We start from the raw sequence: 17,993 nt of genomic DNA, 5'->3' as shown, positions 1-17,993 counted from the left end.
GTCCTCACTGAGCGCCATGTTAGAAGTTCTTATGGTTCCTAAAAAGTGACACTTTCTATATATTTGTAGGATCCACTTTTACCTTCAAGATATTCCTCATAGCTATGGCAAAACCAGTTGCACCTCTCTTTCAGGACCTGTTATTACAACGCGGGATCATCAAAGATCAGGTTTATCACGCCCTGCGTAACGCTATCCTTGATGGTCGTTTGACGGCGGGTTCAAAAGTCCCCTCAAGCCGTGCGCTGGCTGAGATGATGGCGATCTCCAGGAACTCGGTTATCTCGGGTTTCGATCGCCTGATGGATGAGGGGTATCTGGTGACGCGCAAGGGCGCGGGCACATTTGTCTGCCAACATATCCCGGATAACTTCATAAGCGAGCATTATTCACCAGCGGCACCTGAAGCGGCGGCATCTGCTATCGGGCAGCTCAACCCCGATATCTCGGCATTGATACCCTCATGGTCCGAAAGCCAGGAGAGTGGGGGGATGAACCGGGTTTTTGCGGTGGGTATCGGCTGTACCGATCTCTTTCCTCACGCTTTATGGGGACGATTGCTGGGGCGCGTCTGGCGACAGTCGCATCGTGAACTGGGAATGCACACCACGCCTTACGGATATCTACCGTTGCGACGAGCTATCAGTCACTATATTCAGGCGACTCGTGGGGTAAATTGTCATGAAGATCAAATTATTATCGTCAATGGTATTCAACAGGCGCTGACGATCACCACTCAGGCATTGCTGGTACCGGGTGATGAGGTTTGGCTGGATGACCCTGGATACAACGGCGCTCGCGGGGCATTCGCCGCCAGAGGTGTCTCCGTCCGGCCCGTTCGTGTTGATAGCGATGGCATGGATATTCAGGATGGAATATTGCACTACCCAGGAGCGAAACTGGTCTATACCGCGCCCTCGCATCAGTTTCCGCTCAGCGGAACTCTCAGCCTGCCGAGAAGGCTTGCCTTACTGGAATGGGCAGAAGCCCATCGGGCCTGGATTTTCGAAGATGACTACAACAGTGAATTTCGCTACGCCGCCCGTTCATTACAGGCTTTGCAGGGGCTAGATAAACATCAGCGGGTTATCTATTCCGGGACATTCTCTAAGATGATGTACCCGGAATTTCGCCTTGGTTTTTTGGTGGTGCCTGAGCATTTACGCGAACAGTTTGCCATCACCAAGTATTACACCGATCTTAGTAGCGGCTATCTGGAACAGGCGGTTCTGGCGCGTTTTCTCAGTGAGGGGCACTACGCCAGCCATGTTCGTCGTATCCGCAAAGCCTGTTTTGAGCGCAAAAGTGCGCTGGAGGCGGCGATTGAGCACTATTTTCCTGGACGTATGGCGGTTCATCCGACGGATTCGGGCGTTCATTTAGTCTGCTGGCTGCTGAATGGTATAAAAGCCAAAGAGGTGGAAGACAAGGCTCGTCGGATAGGCTTAGGTGTACAGACCTTTGAGCGATACTGTCAGCGGGCGATGGCGAGAGAGGGGATTTTACTCGGTTTTGCCAACCATCCGCCGGAGGTCCTGGTCGATGGCGTCAGGCGTCTGGCTGCGGTGCTTTAGCGCGTGGTGATGTGTTTTTATATTCAGCCTTATAAAAAGGCTGATTAAATATTGCATATATTTATTTAATATCCGTCTCCTGTTGTGGATTTTATTCCTGGCAACAGGAGGCGAATTTTAGGCGAAATTATACTACAGGCGGGTTTTATTTCTATCCTCAGGCCCTGTTTAACCGTTATTCCACCTATTAACAATAGCGGACTTCCTTGTTTCATTAATTCCTGTTGCTATCTTAGATATCATCCATGGTATAACTTACGACGATTTCCAGCGTCTTACGGATAACATCTGCGGTCACCACATCGCTGGTCGTCTCAAGGGCATTAATTAACCAGAATATAATAGCCTTATTACTGAGATGCCCTTCAGTGGCAAGGATACTACTAATGGCCAGGGACATCACTGCAGATTCATCGATCAGCCTGTCGCCTGCATTGCGGAAATATTCAGAGAGTGCGGTATCGTTCAGGCCTGCGTAGATATCTGATTGCTGATGCATAGTCTGTCTCATCATATTCTCAACTTTGTTAATTAAAGAATCGACCATTAATGGTCAGTGCATTTTACCTGTACCAGATTGCGAAGATGAACCCAATAAAGCATTTGGGTCATCCCAATAATTTTTCGCACCTGAAGTACCCAGAGACTTTTTCTTACCTCGAAGAGCTACCATATTATTGATTTCATCAATAATATGCCCAATTGTATCTCGCCGTTTTTTATCCGTTTCACCGACCTGCATCGACTGGAGTTTATTTACCAGAGCCTGAGTATTGATCGGCCCCTTGTTTTTGAGTAGAGAGAGGACAGCCTCTCCAATCAGTACATCTGTTAAGTGTTCAATCTCACCACTATTCATAACTGTATCTCTGATTACCGTCGTCTCCATAACTGGAGATTTGGTTTGAAGTCGATGCGCTGATTAAGTATTGGCATCATCCGTGAAACCAGACTCTTCAGTGTCGACTTAATTCACCAGATTACTGCTGGCACGCTTAATCTTGTCGCTCAAAGAGCAAACCGATTAACGTTTGATAGTGGTTCTCTTCTTCAGGTTGAGAAGCAACTTCAAGGCGACTCAGTAACTTGGTACACAGAGATTTACGATTCAGATTTCGGCCTTCATAAAGGATATCCATCACAATCTGTCCCAGCGTTTCCTGCTGTGAAGGCAAAGAGGCTTTATTGAAATAATGGGCAATAGCGCTAGCTGTGTCAGGAATAAAACTATTCTGCTGCATATGTGCTCCTGTCAGTTCAATCATCAGTTAAGTTGCTATTAAAGTTATACAATGATCGGTAACTTGTACACAAAAAATGAAATAAAAATGTTAGTTTTTTTGTTTATCAACATAACTAATTGATTTGTATATTTTTTTAATCTTTTCCCCACAGGGCGCATACTATCTGTGGGATGTGCATTCTGTACAGGTGTTGGCTGGAGAAGAAGGTCAATCAAAAGAACGGTTTAATGTGAAATATTTGTTAATGTATTTGTCTTTTTAACAGGACGCAGGACATCGGATCTGCTACTGTAATATCTCAATATCTTTTCTCTCTCCTGTCGGGAATTTCATGCTCACTACCATCATTTATCGCAGTCATATCTGCGACAACGTGTCAGTTAAATCGCTCGAAAGCATGGTTGTTGAAGCAAATGTAAAAAATAGCCAGATGGACGTGTCCGGGATTTTACTTTTTAACGGCACCCATTTTTTTCAGCTATTAGAAGGACCTGAAGAGAAGGTTCTGGAAATTTATCGTCATATCTGTGGGGACTCGCGCCACCATAATCTTGTTGAACTGCTTAGCGATCATGGTCCGACGCGTAGATTTGGCAACATTGGTATGGAGCTCTTTGATTTACGAGAGTATGACCGCGATGACGTTCTGCAAATGGTGTTGGATAAAGGGACCACTAAATATCAGCTAACTTACGATGACCGGGCTCTCCACTTTTTTCGTACCTTCGTGGAAGCGACGGAAAAGGATAATTATTACGAAATCCCCGCGCCGGAAAGCTGGGATTTTGTAACGGATAGCACAGCTTTTTATCCTGAAGTCCCGTTCGCACAGGCCGAGTGCAGCTTCGCTTTTCAGCCGGTGATCGACCCGTTTGCTAAAGAAATTGTTTCCGTTGAGGCGTTGCTGCGTACCGCCTGCGGTGGATCGCCAGAGGTTTATTTTGATGGACTCTCGCGAGAGGATATTTATAAGGCGGACCTCCACAGTAAGCGGGTGGCGTTTGCCATGGCGGGACGTTTGCGTCTGCGTGGATGCACGTTGTCTATTAATCTCTTACCAATGACTTTGGTGAATGTTCCCGGCGCTGTTGAGTTTCTTTTAGATGAAATCAAGGCGAATGGTTTGATTTCAGAGCAGATTATTGTTGAGTTCACCGAGAGTGAAGCTATCTCACGTATTGATGAATTCACTGATTCTATTCGTAAGCTCAAGTCCGCGGGTATTCGCGTCGCTATCGATCACTTCGGTGCCGGGTTTGCCGGACTTTTGTTACTGGCTCAGTTTCAGCCGGATCGCATAAAGATCAATCGTCAACTGGTCAAAGATATCCATAAGCACGGGCCAAGGCAGGCCATAGTGCAGGCCATTATTAAATGCTGTAACTCGCTGGAAATTGCCGTCTCGGCGGTAGGAATCGAGCGGCCGGAAGAGTGGATGTGGCTCGAGTCGGCGGGAATCGCGCATTTTCAGGGTAATTTGTTTGCCAGTCCGTGTTTGGGCGGAATTCCTGTGGTCGCATGGCCCGAAAAAAAATCATCCTGGGAAATTCTTTAAAATTTGCTGGTACCCATAGTCTGAAAACGCCAGATAAATCAGTCATACTCCCTTTTTGACCTACAGATTGGCGTCCAACCTGTTATATTTTAACTGTACAAGAAAAGTTAATTGTACAGTCTGGCTAAATTCGTTAATTTAGCCAGGAAAGTATGGCATGTTAAGAGGGCGCTAATGGCTTATTACAGTATCGGTGAAGTTGCCGAACGTTGCGGAATTAACCCCGTTACTTTGCGTGCATGGCAGCGAAGATACGGCTTGCTGAAACCGCAGAGAAGCGAGGGGGGACACCGTCAGTTTGACGATGAAGACGTTCAGCGTATTGAGGAGATCAAGCGCTGGATTGAACGTGGAGTCTCTGTCGGTAAGGTCAAGGCGTTACTGGAAGGTCATCAACCTGCGGCGCACGATGGTTCAGCTTTACTCCAGGACGAGATGATGACTCTTCTGCGAGTTGTACAACCCTCGAAATTACGCGCCAGAATTATGTCTCTTAGCCACGAATATCCCGTGGATAGTCTTATAGACCAGCTTTTGGTGCCCGTGCGGCAGAAATTAAATCTTGATCAAAACACGTCGCTGGCCATTAGCAGCATGCTGGATGGAATTTTGATCGATAGCGTGGCGTCATTCCTTGCCGAATCGCGTAAAAAAGTTGGTAAAGAGACGTTGTTGGTTGGCTGGGGTAATGAAGATCGTACCCGGCTCTGGTTAGAAGCGTGGCGACTGTCGCAGCGTGCCTGGCATGTCAACGTTTTGGCTGAACCGCTTGATTCTCCTCGCCCGGAACTGTTCCCTGGACAGCACATTTTTGTCTGGACCGGCCGTGCATTATCTCCTTTGCAGGCGGAATTACTCAGCCACTGGCAAAGTCAGGGGTTTACCATCGAGTTTCATGGGGATTAATAGGGGGAATTGAAGCCAGCAGCGGAACATGCGTTTTGTTTTTATATTCCGCCGCTTTTGCTTTTTTAGATATTTTAACTCGGCCTCACGATAAAATATTAAGAATTGAGCTGTGACCAGGCTTTGAACGTTTCGCTACGGCTAATGTTAAAAAAATCTGTGCGCCCGGAGCAGCCTAATTTTTTAATCAACGTCAGGCGGATTTGATAAATCGTTTTGATATGCAAGTTCAGTGACTTTCCGATATTAACCATCGCTTCACCATCATTCATTAAGCGGATAACCGCTTTCTCACGACTGGTAAGAATAATACCCTCGGATTCGCCATCCGGTTTTTTACCATACAGCGTTGGACGGAGAATAAACGATTTTATTTCAGCTGGCGTGGAGCGCGCGGAGATTCTGAACATTGGAATTTCACTTAAGAAGTTTAAGTCATTACCATCCGTAAGCAGAACAAAGCGAACCCTCCGTTGGTCATATTTATGATTTAACACAGAATAATAGTTGTCGCTGGTGAAGAAAACGTATTTGCCATGAAAGCAGCCCGGTGATAGTGAATCAAGAATAAGCTGTAAACCCTGACGGAGAAGGTTATTGTTAATCCAAAGATCGTAATGATTACAAAAGAAATCTGGTTTGTCGTTATTCATTTGTCCTCCGAGCCTGGGTCGTTAGTTGCTGTATGTTTGCCTGCTAAAAGTCGCGCTTAGTGATGATTTTTTCCGTATAACATATGTAGTATTTGCATATACAAATCAGCGAGAATTTCATTTTTCTCTATATTCAGGCGGTGCTGAACCTCAATGATTAAACGCTCATTACTCACCGTTTCGTTCTTAATCTGCACCATATGCTCGATGTTTTTTAGCAAAGCAGAGTTAGGAATAAACTCTGCGGGAATAGTGTTTTTAATCTGCATGATATATCTCAGGCTGCATTCAATAATTAATCAACCAACAAAGCCGATTGATAACAATCATCTTTGTTATTCAGTTTTTCACCATATCAAGAGAAATGGTGTGCAATTTTTAAGTCATAAGGATGCTGTAATGCAGAGAAATTAAAACTTACGTTTTAACTATAGTCATGATTTTGTACTTGTACAGTTTTTGCAGGTTATTTTGTACTTATAGATTATGTTTTTTGTTTTTAAATTATAGGTGATTGTTTTTATTGTCATTTTTATGATTAAAAACTTGTACAGCGTGGAGATTTAGCAACCAGGATGAACTATCCTGACGATGGTGGTGGAAGGGAAAAGGGGATAGAGCCTGAAGGGAGCGGAGAGAAAAGGGGGAATGGCTCCCCCTTCAAGTTTATAACCGTTACTGCTTCGGCTCAGCGACAACAAAACTTCCCACGCCGCGGTTATTGTATTCCCACATGCGGTTGAAGTTAGCATCGTTCAGATTGCGCTGCGGGTTGCCTTTGTCATCGGCAGCGCCGGTATTACCGCTAAACGGACGGTTAGAACCCACGGCATCGGCCCACGGTCTGGCCATATTAAAGCCTTCATTAATGACGCTATCGCGGATAACGACCTGGCCGTTGGTATTGCCGTCAACGTCCAGAGAGCGACCCAACTGCGCTACGCCATCGCCGTAAGCAGTGAAGCGACTGTTGATCGCCAGGAACCCGTAGGTCACGCTCTTCAGGGTTGCTGGCGCGAAAACGTAGGCTTCTTTCTGGGTACGCGAGTTCACAACGCGGAAATCGGTATTATCAAACACCACTGCCCCGCGACCGGAAACAATATCGACATCGCCTTCAATATAGCTGTTGCTGACCAGAGTACGGGTCTGGCGGTTATCCTGCAGACGGTTCTGTACGCCGCTATTGGTCACAAAGAAGGTGTTCTGACGACCAAGGATATTGACGTTGTTAATCTGCACCTGATCGCCATCGGTGCGCAGAGCGACGGCCTGGTGGGTGCCCGCGTCAACGCTGTCGCCGAGATCGTTGGCGATCGTCAGGTTCTGCAACTGCAGGCCGTTATTCTGCGACCAGAATACCGCCGAGCACATTACGCCAATAGTCGCGGTACGTTTGCTCTGGCAGTTGTCGAACATATACCACGCTGGTTTGCCCGGCATATATTTGCCGCCCGGATTGACCAGGTGACGCCAGGTGGTTGAATCGATTTCTGAATCAATCGGATGGACGATTTTGACGTCGAGCGGCTTCTCGCCGGTGCCGTACAGAGTCAGCGCGCCCGGGGCCGCCGGAACATACACGGTGCCGGTATATTCACCCGGCATGATGGCAATAAACTGGCGACGGTTGGAGTGACGGGTAATCGCTGCGTCAACCGCGGCCTGAATAGTGGTGTGGGTCACGCCCTGGGTTCCCGCAGGCCCGACGACAAAATCAGGCTGCGCCGGCAGGCTAATGGCAGACGGGTGCCAGGCCTGGGCATTAGGATCAAGAGACTGGAAATAACTCGCCGTTGAGAAGTTTTTCGCCTCATCAGCGGTTAAAACAGGACGAGAAGCCGTGCCCGGCGCAGTCTGCGTTGAGGGCTGTTGATCGGCAGGCGTCGAGCTACAGGCGGACAACGTCACGCCAAAGGCCAGCGCCAGCGCCATGCGGGAAACGGAAAATGTGTTCATGTTGCTCCGGGCAAGAATCAATCAAATAGATATACCCTGAATTGAAGTATGACGGGTATAAGTCCTTTAAAGCCTGCTGTTTTATACCAAGTTAAGCGAAACGGGAAGACATAGCGCAAAAAAGTTGCTGCTTTTGTATAGCAGGAACCGGGAATGGGTCGCGTTTGGTCACAAATAAATAACATTCATCCTTGCTTTTGTTGACATTTCACGCAGGATCAAAATAAATGTCTATACAACCCATGACAAGTTGACCGCTATGACTGAAGCCACCTCCGAACGTGTAATCTGGCGAAACGCCCGTCTCGCTACCCTGAATCCTGACCACTCACAACCTTATGGCCTGCTGGAGCATCACGCGCTGCTGGTGCGCAATGGTCGCATTGAGGCCGTTGTTGCCGATAACGAGGCGCCCGCAGGGCGAAGTATCGATCTCGGTGGCAGACTTCTGACGCCGGGGTTAATTGATTGCCATACTCACTTGATATTCGGCGGTAGTAGGGCGCAGGAGTGGGAGCAGCGCCTCAATGGTGTTTCCTACCAGACTATTAGCGCCAACGGCGGCGGTATTAACTCAACGGTGCGCGCTACCCGGGAAAGCAGCGAAGCGGAACTGTTGGAACTGGCCCGACGGCGTCTGGAGCGGCTGCTGCGTGAAGGCGTCACCACTCTGGAGATTAAATCCGGCTACGGGTTAGACCTTGAAAACGAACGCAAGATGCTGCGTGTCGTGCAACAGCTCGCCGCAAACCATGCCGTCGAGATTTCGCCAACGCTGCTCGCCGCTCACGCCACGCCGCCGGAATATAAAGGCGACCCGGATGGCTACATTAATCTGGTTTGCGAAGCGATTCTGCCCACGCTGTGGGAAGAGGGGTTGTTCGAAAGCGTCGATGCCTTTTGTGAAAACGTCGGTTTTAGTCCGGCGCAAACCGAGCGGGTTTACAGTACGGCCCAGGCATTGGGGATTCCGGTTAAAGGGCACGTTGAGCAGCTCTCTTCGCTGGGCGGCGCTGAGTTGGTGAGCCGCTATAAAGGCCTTTCCGCCGACCATATTGAATATTTGACGCCAGAGGGAGTCGCGGCAATGAGCCGCAGCGGCACCGTGGCGGTGCTCCTGCCCGGCGCGTTCTATTTTCTTAACGAAACCCGTAAACCGCCGGTTGAGCTGCTGCGTGAATATCACGTGCCAATGGCGGTAGCGACGGACTACAACCCTGGCACCAGCCCCTTTGCCAGCCTGCATCTGGCGATGAATATGGCCTGTGTGAAATTTGGCTTAACGCCGGAGGAGGCGTGGGCAGGGGTTACCCGACATGCGGCGCAGGCGCTGGGCCGTCAGGCGAGCCACGGGCAGCTGGCCGCAGGCTTTGTTGCCGATTTTGCTATCTGGGATGCCGAACATCCGGTGGAAATGGTTTATGAACCGGGGCGCAGCCCGCTGTGGCAGCGCGTCGTTCGAGGAGAAATCGCATGAAGCTTTGGCAATCTACGCCCGCAGCACTGTGGCAGGGGCGCGATGACAGCGCGGAAGCGGCTAACGCACTACGCTTGTTTCAAACCATCGCGCGGGCTGAACGTTTTGCACCTGAAGCGCTGGTGGGTGATATTGCCCTGCTGGGATTCGCCTGCGATGAAGGGGTCCGGCGCAATAAAGGGCGCACCGGGGCCGAAAAGGGACCTGAAACCCTGCGCCGGGCGCTGGCGAACATGGCCAGTCACCAGGGGCATGACCGCTGCGTTGATATGGGAACCATCAGCGCAGTGGGTGAGGGACTGGAAGAGGCTCAGCAGGCGCTGCGCGAAGCGGTTACTGCCTGTCAACGCGCAGGCAAACGCACGCTGGTATTAGGCGGCGGGCACGAGACGGCTTTCGGCCACGGTGCCGGGGTGCTGGATGCGTTTCCTGACGAGAAAGTCGGCATCATTAACCTCGATGCGCACCTTGATTTGCGTTTTACCGACCAGGCCAGCTCCGGTACGCCGTTCCGCCAGTTGGCGCTGGCCTGTGAAGCGCAGCAGCGAGGCTTCCATTACACCTGTATCGGCGTAAGCCGCGCCGCCAATACCCAGGCGCTGTGGGATGAGGCCGCCCGCCGCGAGGTGATGATTATTGAGGATCTCGATGTTCTCGCATCTTTTGAGGCGCGAGTTATCCCGGAAATCACGCGTAATATCGCTTGTTACGATCGCCTTTATCTGACTATTGATCTGGATGTGATGCCCGCGCGTGAAATGCCGGCGGTCTCCGCGCCTGCTGCGCTCGGTATCCCGCTGGCAACGCTGCTGCGCATTGTTGAACCGCTGTGCCGCAGCGGTAAGCTCCAGGCGGTGGATTTAGTAGAATTTAATCCGCAATATGATATCGATAGTCAAGGAGCCCGCGCGGCAGCGCGTCTGGCATGGCAAATCGCCCATTGGTGGCATTAGCGATTCGGTATATTCTGGACGTTTCGCCGCCCATTAGCACAAGGAAAGCCCGGCTATGTTCTCACCGCAACCTCGTTCCGCACCCGCGCCATTCTATGAAAAGGTGAAACAGGCGATCAGCGAAAAGATCCACAGCGGCGTCTGGCGTGTGCACGATCGTATTCCTTCGGAGGCGGAGCTGGTGGCGCAGTTTGGCTTCAGCCGCATGACCATCAACCGGGCGCTGCGCGAGCTGACCGACGAGGGCCTGCTGGTGCGACTTCAGGGCGTTGGTACCTTCGTGGCGGAGCCTAAAGGGCAGTCGGCGCTGTTTGAAGTACGCAGCATCGCCGACGAAATTGCCTCCCGCCACCATCAGCACCGCTGTCAGGTATTGCTGCTGGAGGAGACTCAGGCCGACCTGATTCAGGCCACGGCGCTGAACGTGGCGGTCGGTACGCGGATTTTTCATTCGCAGATGGTGCATTTTGAAAATGATGTTCCGGTACAGATTGAAGACCGCTGCGTTAACGCCGCCGTCGTACCGGACTATCTGCGCCAGGACTATACCACCACTACGCCTCACGACTATTTGTCGCTGATTGCCCCCTTAACCGAGGGGGAGCACATCGTTGAAGCAGTGCAGGCCACCGCGGAGGAGTGCGTGCTGCTGCATATCCATGCCCACGATCCGTGCCTGCTGATTCGCCGCCGTACCTGGTCCACCACCCATATCGTCTCCCATGCGCGCCTGCTTTTTCCCGGTAGCCGCTATCGCCTGCAGGGCCACTTTGGTTCCTGATCTTTACGCGCGTTGGCAAAATGTGATTGCTGACGCAATATAACAAAAATGTATCATTTGTGTTAAATCCTGGCTTGCGCATGCTTGTATAGACAAGTATATGTATCTACGTACACAACGTTAATTGTCAGGAGAAACCCCCGATGTCGCAAAGCAAATACCGCCAGCAGGACGTACGTGCACCGCGTGGCACAACGTTAAATGCGAAGAGCTGGCTGACCGAAGCCCCGCTGCGTATGCTCATGAACAACCTCGACCCGGATGTCGCCGAAAACCCGCATGAGCTGGTGGTGTACGGTGGTATTGGACGCGCGGCGCGCAACTGGGAATGCTACGACGCCATCGTGAAGGCGCTGAAAGATCTGGAGAGCGATGAGACCCTGTTGGTGCAGTCCGGCAAGCCGGTGGGCGTATTCAAAACCCACGAAAATTCGCCGCGCGTACTGATCGCTAACTCCAACCTGGTTCCGCACTGGGCGACCTGGGAACACTTTAATGAACTCGATGCCAAAGGTCTGGCAATGTACGGCCAGATGACCGCCGGCAGTTGGATCTATATCGGTAGCCAGGGCATTGTGCAGGGTACCTATGAAACCTTCGTTGAGGCCGGTCGCCAGCACTATCAGGGCAGCCTGAAGGGGCGTTGGGTATTAACAGCGGGCCTGGGCGGCATGGGCGGCGCGCAGCCGCTGGCCGCAACCTTAGCGGGTGCCTGCTCGCTGAATATTGAATGCCAACAGAGCCGTATCGATTTCCGCCTGCGTACCCGCTACGTTGATGAACAGGCGACTTCGCTGGATGACGCCCTGGCGCGCATCAAAAAATACACCGCTGAAGGCCGGGCGATCTCTATCGCCCTGTGCGGTAACGCGGCAGACATCGTACCGGAAATGGTCAAGCGCGGCGTGCGCCCGGATATGGTGACCGACCAGACCAGCGCCCACGACCCGCTGCACGGCTATCTGCCGAAAGGCTGGAGCTGGGAAGAGTATCAGGTGAAAGCCGAATCAGACCCGCAGGGTACCATCCTGGCGGCGAAGCGTTCAATGGCCGACCACGTGCAGGCGATGCTGGCCTTCCACGAAATGGGCGTGCCGACGTTTGACTACGGCAACAACATTCGCCAGATGGCCCAGGAGATGGGCGTTGGTAACGCCTTTGACTTCCCAGGCTTCGTTCCCGCCTATATTCGCCCGCTGTTCTGCCGGGGCATCGGTCCGTTCCGCTGGGTCGCCCTGTCCGGTGACCCGCAGGATATCTATAAAACCGATGCTAAAGTCAAAGAGATCGTGAAAGACGATAAGCATCTGCATCACTGGCTGGATATGGCCCGCGAGCGCATCAGCTTCCAGGGCTTACCGGCGCGTATCTGCTGGGTGGGGCTGGAGTGGCGGCAGAAGCTGGGCCTCGCGTTTAACGAAATGGTGCGCAGTGGTGAAGTCTCTGCGCCAATCGTCATTGGCCGCGACCATCTTGATTCCGGTTCCGTCGCCAGCCCGAACCGCGAGACGGAGTCGATGCGCGATGGCTCCGATGCGGTTTCCGACTGGCCGCTGCTCAACGCGTTGTTGAATACTGCGAGCGGTGCGACCTGGGTGTCGCTGCACCACGGCGGCGGGGTAGGGATGGGCTTCTCGCAGCACTCCGGCATGGTTATCGTCTGTGATGGTACCGACGAAGCGGCGGCGCGCATTGCCCGCGTCCTGCACAACGATCCGGCGACTGGCGTGATGCGCCATGCCGATGCGGGCTACGACATTGCTATTGAATGCGCAGCAGAACAAGGTTTGAATCTTCCGATGGTGGCAGCAACGCAGGGGCATGCTAAATGAACGCTTTAACACTGATTCCGGGTCAACTCAGCCTGTCGCAGCTGCGCGATGTCTATAGCCAGCCGCTCAACATCACCCTCGACGAGAGCGCCTTTGCAGCCATTGACGATAGCGTCGCCTGCGTCAACGCGATTCTGGCGGAAGGCCGCACCGCGTATGGCATTAACACCGGTTTTGGCCTGCTGGCGCAAACCCGCATCTCCACCGAAGATCTCGAAAATCTTCAGCGCTCGCTGGTGTTGTCGCACGCGGCGGGGATTGGCGAACCGCTGGATGATGACCTGGCGCGTCTGATTATGGTGCTGAAAATTAACAGCCTGTCGCGCGGCTTTTCCGGGATCCGCCTGAGCGTGATTCAGGCGCTGATAGGTCTGGTGAATGCGGGCGTGACGCCGTGGATCCCGGCGAAAGGCTCGGTCGGCGCATCTGGCGACCTCGCGCCGCTGGCGCATATGTCTTTAACGCTGTTGGGCGAAGGAAAAGCGCGGGTGCGCGGCGGCGAATGGCTACCGGCAACGGAGGCGCTGCACATCGCGGGCCTTGAGCCGATTACCCTGGCGGCAAAAGAGGGACTGGCGCTGCTCAACGGCACTCAGGCATCAACGGCGTTTGCCCTGCGCGGCCTGTTTGAAGCCGAAGATTTGTTTGCATCCGCTGTAGTCTGCGGGGCGTTAACCACCGAAGCGGCGCTGGGATCGCGTCGTCCGTTTGATCCGCGCATTCATGAAGCGCGCGGTCAGCGCGGGCAGATTGACGCGGCGGCGCTCTATCGCCATCTGTTGACTGATGATAGCGCCATTTCGCAGTCGCACCATAACTGCACCAAGGTTCAGGACCCGTACTCTCTTCGCTGCCAGCCGCAGGTGATGGGTGCCTGCCTGACCCAGCTTCGCCAGGCGGCGGAAGTGCTGCTGGTTGAAGCCAACGCGGTCTCCGATAACCCGCTGGTGTTTGCCAGCGAAAACGACGTGATTTCCGGCGGTAACTTCCACGCTGAGCCGGTGGCGATGGCGGCGGACAATATCGCGCTGGCGATTGCCGAAATCGGATCGCTTTCGGAGCGCCGTATCGCCCTGATGATGGACAGCCATATGTCGCAGCTGCCGCCGTTCCTGGTCAAAAACGGCGGCGTCAACTCCGGCTTTATGATTGCCCAGGTCACCGCCGCAGCGCTGGCCAGCGAAAACAAAGCACTGTCGCATCCGCACAGCGTGGACAGCCTGCCGACTTCAGCTAACCAGGAGGACCACGTCTCGATGGCTCCGGCTGCCGGTCGTCGCCTGTGGGCGATGGCGGAAAACACGCGCGGCGTGCTGGCCGTTGAGTGGCTGGCTTCCGTGCAGGGGCTGGATATGCGCGAAGGCCTGGCCAGCAGTCCGCTGCTGGAAGAGGCGCGCCACCTGCTGCGCGAGCGAGTCACGCACTACACCGAAGATCGCTTCTTTGCCCCGGATATTGAAAACGCTATTGCGCTTCTGGCGGAGCGTCACCTGACGCGGCTGCTGCCTGGCGTGCTCTCAGACCAACACTAAACCATCGCTGTTCTCTGTACCTGCGCCGGGAGGATCTCTCCTCCCGGTCACCCTACACGCATATTTGTCGTCGTATAAAAACTATCAGGACACTTGCATATGCAACAACAGAACAAGCCACACCTGCTGCGCGGGCTGAACGCCCGTCACATTCGCTTCATCGCGCTTGGTTCCGCTATCGGTACCGGGCTGTTTTATGGTTCCGCATCGGCGATTAAGGCCGCCGGGCCGGCGGTACTGCTGGCCTATTTGATCGGCGGCGCGGCGGTGTTTATCGTTATGCGCGCGCTCGGGGAGATGGCGGTGCGTAACCCCGTTTCCGGCTCCTTCGGCAGCTACGCGCGCCAGTATCTTGGCCCGCTGGCTGGGTTTATTACCGGCTGGACCTACACTTTCGAAATGGTGATTGTCGCCCTGGCGGACGTCACTGCCTTCGGCATCTATATGGGGCTGTGGTACCCCGACGTTCCGCGCTGGATCTGGGTGCTGAGCATTATCTTTTTTATCGGCGCCATGAACCTGTGCAGCGTACGCGTTTTCGGCGAGATGGAGTTCTGGCTGTCGCTGATTAAAGTGGTGGCGATTATTGCCATGATTGTGGCGGGCGGCAGCATTATTTTCTTCGGTTTCGGTAACGCTTTCCCGGCAACCGGGCTGGAAAATTTATGGAGCCACGGCGGCTTTGCGCCTAATGGCTGGGAGGGCATTATCGCCTCGCTCGGCATAGTGATGTTCGCCTTCGGCGGCGTGGAAATTATCGGCGTGACCGCAGCCGAAGCGAAGAACCCTCAGAAGGTGATCCCGCAGGCGATTAATACTATCCCGCTGCGTATCGTGCTGTTCTATGTTTGCACCCTGGCGATTCTGATGGCGATTTTCCCGTGGAATAGCTTCGGCGAGCGGGGCAGTCCGTTCGTGCTGATTTTTGATGGCCTGGGCATCCCGGCGGCAGCCACCATCCTTAATATCATTGTGATCAGCGCCAGTATTTCGGCGATTAACAGCGATATTTTCGGCGCGGGGCGCATGATGTACGGCATGGCGAAAGAGGGGCTGGCACCGAAGAGCTTCCAGCGCATCGCCAGCAACGGCGTGCCGTGGATGACGGTGGTGGTGATGGGGGTGGCGCTGCTGGCAGCGGTGGTGCTGAACTATCTGATGCCGGAGCAGGTATTTGTGCTGATCGCCTCGCTGGCGGCCTTCGCCACGGTGTGGGTCTGGCTGATGATCCTGCTGGCGCACTTTGCGATGCGTCGTAGTTTGTCTGAAGAAGAGCGTCGAAACATCGCTTTCCCGGTACCGTTCTGGCCGGTTGCGCCGCTGCTGACCCTGCTGTTTATGGGGCTGGTGATCGCGGTGCTGGGGATGGTGGAGGAGACGCGGATTGCGCTGATCGCCGGTCTGGTATGGCTCGGTCTGCTGACGGTGGTGTGGTTCGCGCGGGTCAGAAAAAACGCCATGCTGGCGGTGACCGAGTAGTTAATGTTTTGGTTTTCCCGGGTTGCGGCTGACGCCTTACCCGGGCTACCAAATCGCACGAACCTGTAGCCCGGATAAGGCGTTTACGCCGCAATCCGGGAGTTAACTAAACAGGGCGGTAATCGACGAGCTGCCGAGGCTGTGAAAATGGACGTTAAAGCCCACCATCGCACCGCTGGCACCCGCGTCAACATCAATCTTATCAACATCCAGCGCGTGGACGGTGAAGATATAGCGGTGGGTCTCGCCCTTCGGTGGTGCCGCGCCGCCGTATCCCGCCTGACCAAAATCGGTACGGGTCTGAATGGCCTCTTCAGGCAGGTCCGCCAGACCGGAACCAGCCCCCTGCGGTAACACTCGGGTATCGGCAGGAAGGTTGGCCACAATCCAGTGCCACCAGCCGGATCCGGTTGGCGCATCAGGATCGTAACAGGTCACCACAAAGCTCTTGGTTCCCTCAGGGACTTCGTCCCACGCCAGATGCGGCGAAATATTATCGCCATCGTAGCCCATGCCGTTGAATACATGACGATTGGGCAGCTTCTCGCCATCCTGCAAATCATGACTGATTAATTTCATCGCCTCTCCTCAGGTTAATCTACTGATTAGCAAAGAAGTGTAGCGTGTGAGGCGAATCATTACCGTCTCTTATTCGCTAAAAAATGTTTCTTCCTGTACTGCGGCGTTAACCGCGTGGGTCAGATGGGTCAGCTGTTCTGGCGTAATGATATACGGCGGCATCAGATAGATCAGGCGTCCGAATGGGCGGATCCACACACCCTGGTCGACGAAAAAGCGCTGGAGCGCTGCCATATTCACCGGCCTGCGGGTCTCGACTACGCCAATCGCCCCAAGCACGCGGACATCGGCAACCAGCGCGGATTCTCTTGCCGGGGCCAGCTCGGCTTTCAGCTGTGTTTCTATCGCCGCCACCTGCTGTTGCCACTCACCGCTTGCCAGCAGACGCAGGCTCTCCGCCGCTACCGCGCAGGCCAGCGGGTTGCCCATAAAAGTCGGGCCGTGCATAAAGCAGCCCGCTTCGCCGTTGCTGATGGTTTCCGCTACCTGGCGGGTGGTCAGCGTGGCGGAGAGGGTCATGGTGCCGCCGGTTAGCGCTTTGCCGAGGCACAGAATATCTGCCGCGATGCCTGCGTGCTCGCAGGCGAACAGCTTGCCAGTGCGACCAAATCCGGTGGCAATCTCATCGGCAATCAGCAGTATGCCCTCGCGGTCGCACATTTTGCGGATCCGCTTGAGCCACTCGGGATGGTACATCCGCATTCCGCCTGCGCCCTGGACAATCGGTTCCACAATAACCGCCGCGATTTCATGGCGATGGGCGGCCATCAGACGAGCGAACGGCACCATATCCAGCTCATCCCATTCACCATCGAAGCGGCTTTGCGGCGCCGGGGCGAACAGGTTATCCGGCAGATAACCCTGCCACAGACTGTGCATCGAATTATCCGGATCGCAGACCGACATCGCGCCGAAGGTGTCGCCGTGATAGCCGTTGCGGAAGGTGAGAAAGCGCTGACGCGACTCACCCTTTGCCTGCCAGTACTGGAGCGCCATTTTCATCGCCACTTCAACGGCAACGGAACCGGAATCAGCGAGGAACACGCATTCAAGAGATTCCGGGGTCATCGCCACGAGCTGGCGGCACAGCGCGACGGCGGAAGGGTGAGTGATCCCGCCAAACATCACGTGCGACATCTGGTCAATCTGCGCTTTCATCGCCGCGTTGAGCCGCGGGTGATTGTAGCCATGAATCGCCGCCCACCAGGACGACATGCCGTCAACTAACTGCTCGCCACCGGCAAGGGTCAACTCGCAGCCGTGGGCGGCCACCACCGGATAGACCGGCAGTGGGGAAGTCATTGAAGTGTAAGGGTGCCAGATGTGGCGCCGATCGAAAGCGAGATCGTCCATTGTCATAATCGACTTGTAAACCATTTTGAAAACATTTAGGTTTACAAGTCTACACTGAACTTACAATGAAACGTACACAAAATATTTCGCGCAGCGTCGAGACGGCAAGCGAGAAA

General features: G+C 53.7%; 17 protein-coding genes. 9 read left to right on the top strand and 8 right to left on the bottom strand.

The genetic code is table 11. The features are described 5' to 3' along the window. The first annotated feature begins 104 nt into the window (after window positions 1-104). The gene (locus ACMYSL_RS19825) at window positions 105-1,574 is read left to right on the top strand and encodes a PLP-dependent aminotransferase family protein (protein WP_434659686.1); all 1,470 of its coding nucleotides are present in this window, start codon (window positions 105-107) and stop codon (window positions 1,572-1,574) included. A gap of 232 nt (window positions 1,575-1,806) precedes the next feature. On the opposite strand, the gene ACMYSL_RS19820 is transcribed toward ACMYSL_RS19825, so the two are convergent. The 3 genes from ACMYSL_RS19820 to ycgZ all read right to left on the bottom strand — a co-directional run bounded on the left by ACMYSL_RS19820 (window position 1,807) and on the right by ycgZ (window position 2,815). After that, window positions 1,807-2,073 (bottom strand): biofilm development regulator YmgB/AriR family protein, encoded by a 267-nt coding sequence (locus ACMYSL_RS19820; RefSeq protein WP_110276842.1) that lies wholly within the window; start codon window positions 2,071-2,073, stop codon window positions 1,807-1,809. A 54-nt stretch (window positions 2,074-2,127) separates the two neighbouring features. After that, the gene (locus ACMYSL_RS19815) at window positions 2,128-2,433 is read right to left on the bottom strand and encodes a hypothetical protein (protein WP_142515279.1); all 306 of its coding nucleotides are present in this window, start codon (window positions 2,431-2,433) and stop codon (window positions 2,128-2,130) included. 136 nt (window positions 2,434-2,569) lie between these two features. Beyond that, window positions 2,570-2,815 carry a regulatory protein YcgZ gene (ycgZ, locus tag ACMYSL_RS19810; RefSeq protein WP_434659684.1) on the bottom strand — a complete coding sequence of 82 codons (246 nt, stop codon included), beginning with the start codon at window positions 2,813-2,815 and terminating at the stop codon, window positions 2,570-2,572. Window positions 2,816-3,149: 334 nt separating this feature from the next. On the opposite strand from ycgZ, the gene ACMYSL_RS19805 reads away from it, so the two are divergent. Together ACMYSL_RS19805 and ACMYSL_RS19800 are read left to right on the top strand one after the other, a co-directional pair. Continuing rightward, entirely contained in the window at window positions 3,150-4,373 is a 1,224-nt protein-coding gene (locus ACMYSL_RS19805; RefSeq protein WP_434659682.1) for a diguanylate phosphodiesterase, read from the top strand. A gap of 174 nt (window positions 4,374-4,547) precedes the next feature. After that, window positions 4,548-5,279: a MerR family transcriptional regulator gene (locus tag ACMYSL_RS19800; protein ID WP_434659680.1), complete on the top strand. Its 732-nt coding sequence runs from the start codon at window positions 4,548-4,550 to the stop codon at window positions 5,277-5,279. Between the two features lie 98 nt (window positions 5,280-5,377). Here the strand turns inward: ACMYSL_RS19800 and ACMYSL_RS19795 are convergent, their stop codons facing one another. The 3 genes from ACMYSL_RS19795 to ACMYSL_RS19785 form a co-directional block, all read right to left on the bottom strand. Continuing rightward, the gene (locus ACMYSL_RS19795) at window positions 5,378-5,932 is read right to left on the bottom strand and encodes a LuxR C-terminal-related transcriptional regulator (RefSeq protein WP_434659678.1); all 555 of its coding nucleotides are present in this window, start codon (window positions 5,930-5,932) and stop codon (window positions 5,378-5,380) included. 56 nt (window positions 5,933-5,988) lie between these two features. Next, window positions 5,989-6,201: a hypothetical protein gene (locus tag ACMYSL_RS19790; RefSeq protein WP_182237329.1), complete on the bottom strand. Its 213-nt coding sequence runs from the start codon at window positions 6,199-6,201 to the stop codon at window positions 5,989-5,991. 406 nt (window positions 6,202-6,607) lie between these two features. Next, a complete protein-coding gene (locus tag ACMYSL_RS19785; RefSeq protein ID WP_304257156.1) occupies window positions 6,608-7,891 on the bottom strand; it encodes a putative acyl-CoA thioester hydrolase in 1,284 nt (427 codons plus the stop codon). 178 nt (window positions 7,892-8,069) lie between these two features. Between ACMYSL_RS19785 and hutI the strand changes: the two genes are divergently transcribed. The 6 genes from hutI (at window position 8,070) to ACMYSL_RS19755 (ending at window position 15,945) form a co-directional block, all read left to right on the top strand. After that, window positions 8,070-9,368 (top strand): imidazolonepropionase, encoded by a 1,299-nt coding sequence (gene hutI / locus ACMYSL_RS19780; RefSeq protein ID WP_434664168.1) that lies wholly within the window; start codon window positions 8,070-8,072, stop codon window positions 9,366-9,368. After that, a complete protein-coding gene (gene hutG, locus ACMYSL_RS19775) occupies window positions 9,365-10,321 on the top strand; it encodes a formimidoylglutamase (protein WP_434659675.1) in 957 nt (318 codons plus the stop codon). Before hutI ends, hutG begins: the two co-directional genes overlap by 4 nt. A gap of 55 nt (window positions 10,322-10,376) precedes the next feature. Next, complete coding sequence (locus ACMYSL_RS19770; RefSeq protein ID WP_434659673.1) at window positions 10,377-11,102, top strand: histidine utilization repressor; 726 nt, start codon at window positions 10,377-10,379, stop codon at window positions 11,100-11,102. Window positions 11,103-11,245: 143 nt separating this feature from the next. After that, window positions 11,246-12,934 carry a urocanate hydratase gene (hutU, locus tag ACMYSL_RS19765; protein ID WP_228727468.1) on the top strand — a complete coding sequence of 563 codons (1,689 nt, stop codon included), beginning with the start codon at window positions 11,246-11,248 and terminating at the stop codon, window positions 12,932-12,934. Then, window positions 12,931-14,466: a histidine ammonia-lyase gene (gene hutH, locus ACMYSL_RS19760; protein WP_434659671.1), complete on the top strand. Its 1,536-nt coding sequence runs from the start codon at window positions 12,931-12,933 to the stop codon at window positions 14,464-14,466. Before hutU ends, hutH begins: the two co-directional genes overlap by 4 nt. Before the next feature lie 99 nt (window positions 14,467-14,565). Further along, entirely contained in the window at window positions 14,566-15,945 is a 1,380-nt protein-coding gene (locus tag ACMYSL_RS19755) for an amino acid permease (protein WP_434659669.1), read from the top strand. A 102-nt stretch (window positions 15,946-16,047) separates the two neighbouring features. Here ACMYSL_RS19755 and ACMYSL_RS19750 read toward each other — a convergent pair whose 3' ends face one another. Together ACMYSL_RS19750 and bioA are read right to left on the bottom strand one after the other, a co-directional pair. Next, window positions 16,048-16,524 carry a kinase inhibitor gene (locus ACMYSL_RS19750; RefSeq protein WP_434659667.1) on the bottom strand — a complete coding sequence of 159 codons (477 nt, stop codon included), beginning with the start codon at window positions 16,522-16,524 and terminating at the stop codon, window positions 16,048-16,050. A 69-nt stretch (window positions 16,525-16,593) separates the two neighbouring features. Continuing rightward, window positions 16,594-17,883, bottom strand: a complete 1,290-nt coding sequence (gene bioA, locus ACMYSL_RS19745; RefSeq protein ID WP_434664165.1) for an adenosylmethionine--8-amino-7-oxononanoate transaminase — start codon at window positions 17,881-17,883, stop codon at window positions 16,594-16,596. Window positions 17,884-17,993 lie beyond the last annotated feature (110 nt).

Origin of the sequence: Klebsiella sp. MISC125 (assembly GCF_051131775.1) — a bacterium.
Classification (GTDB): domain Bacteria; phylum Pseudomonadota; class Gammaproteobacteria; order Enterobacterales; family Enterobacteriaceae; genus Klebsiella.
The sequence above is the reverse complement of the archived record's forward strand: the minus strand, read 5'-3'. Positions and strand labels throughout refer to the sequence as shown.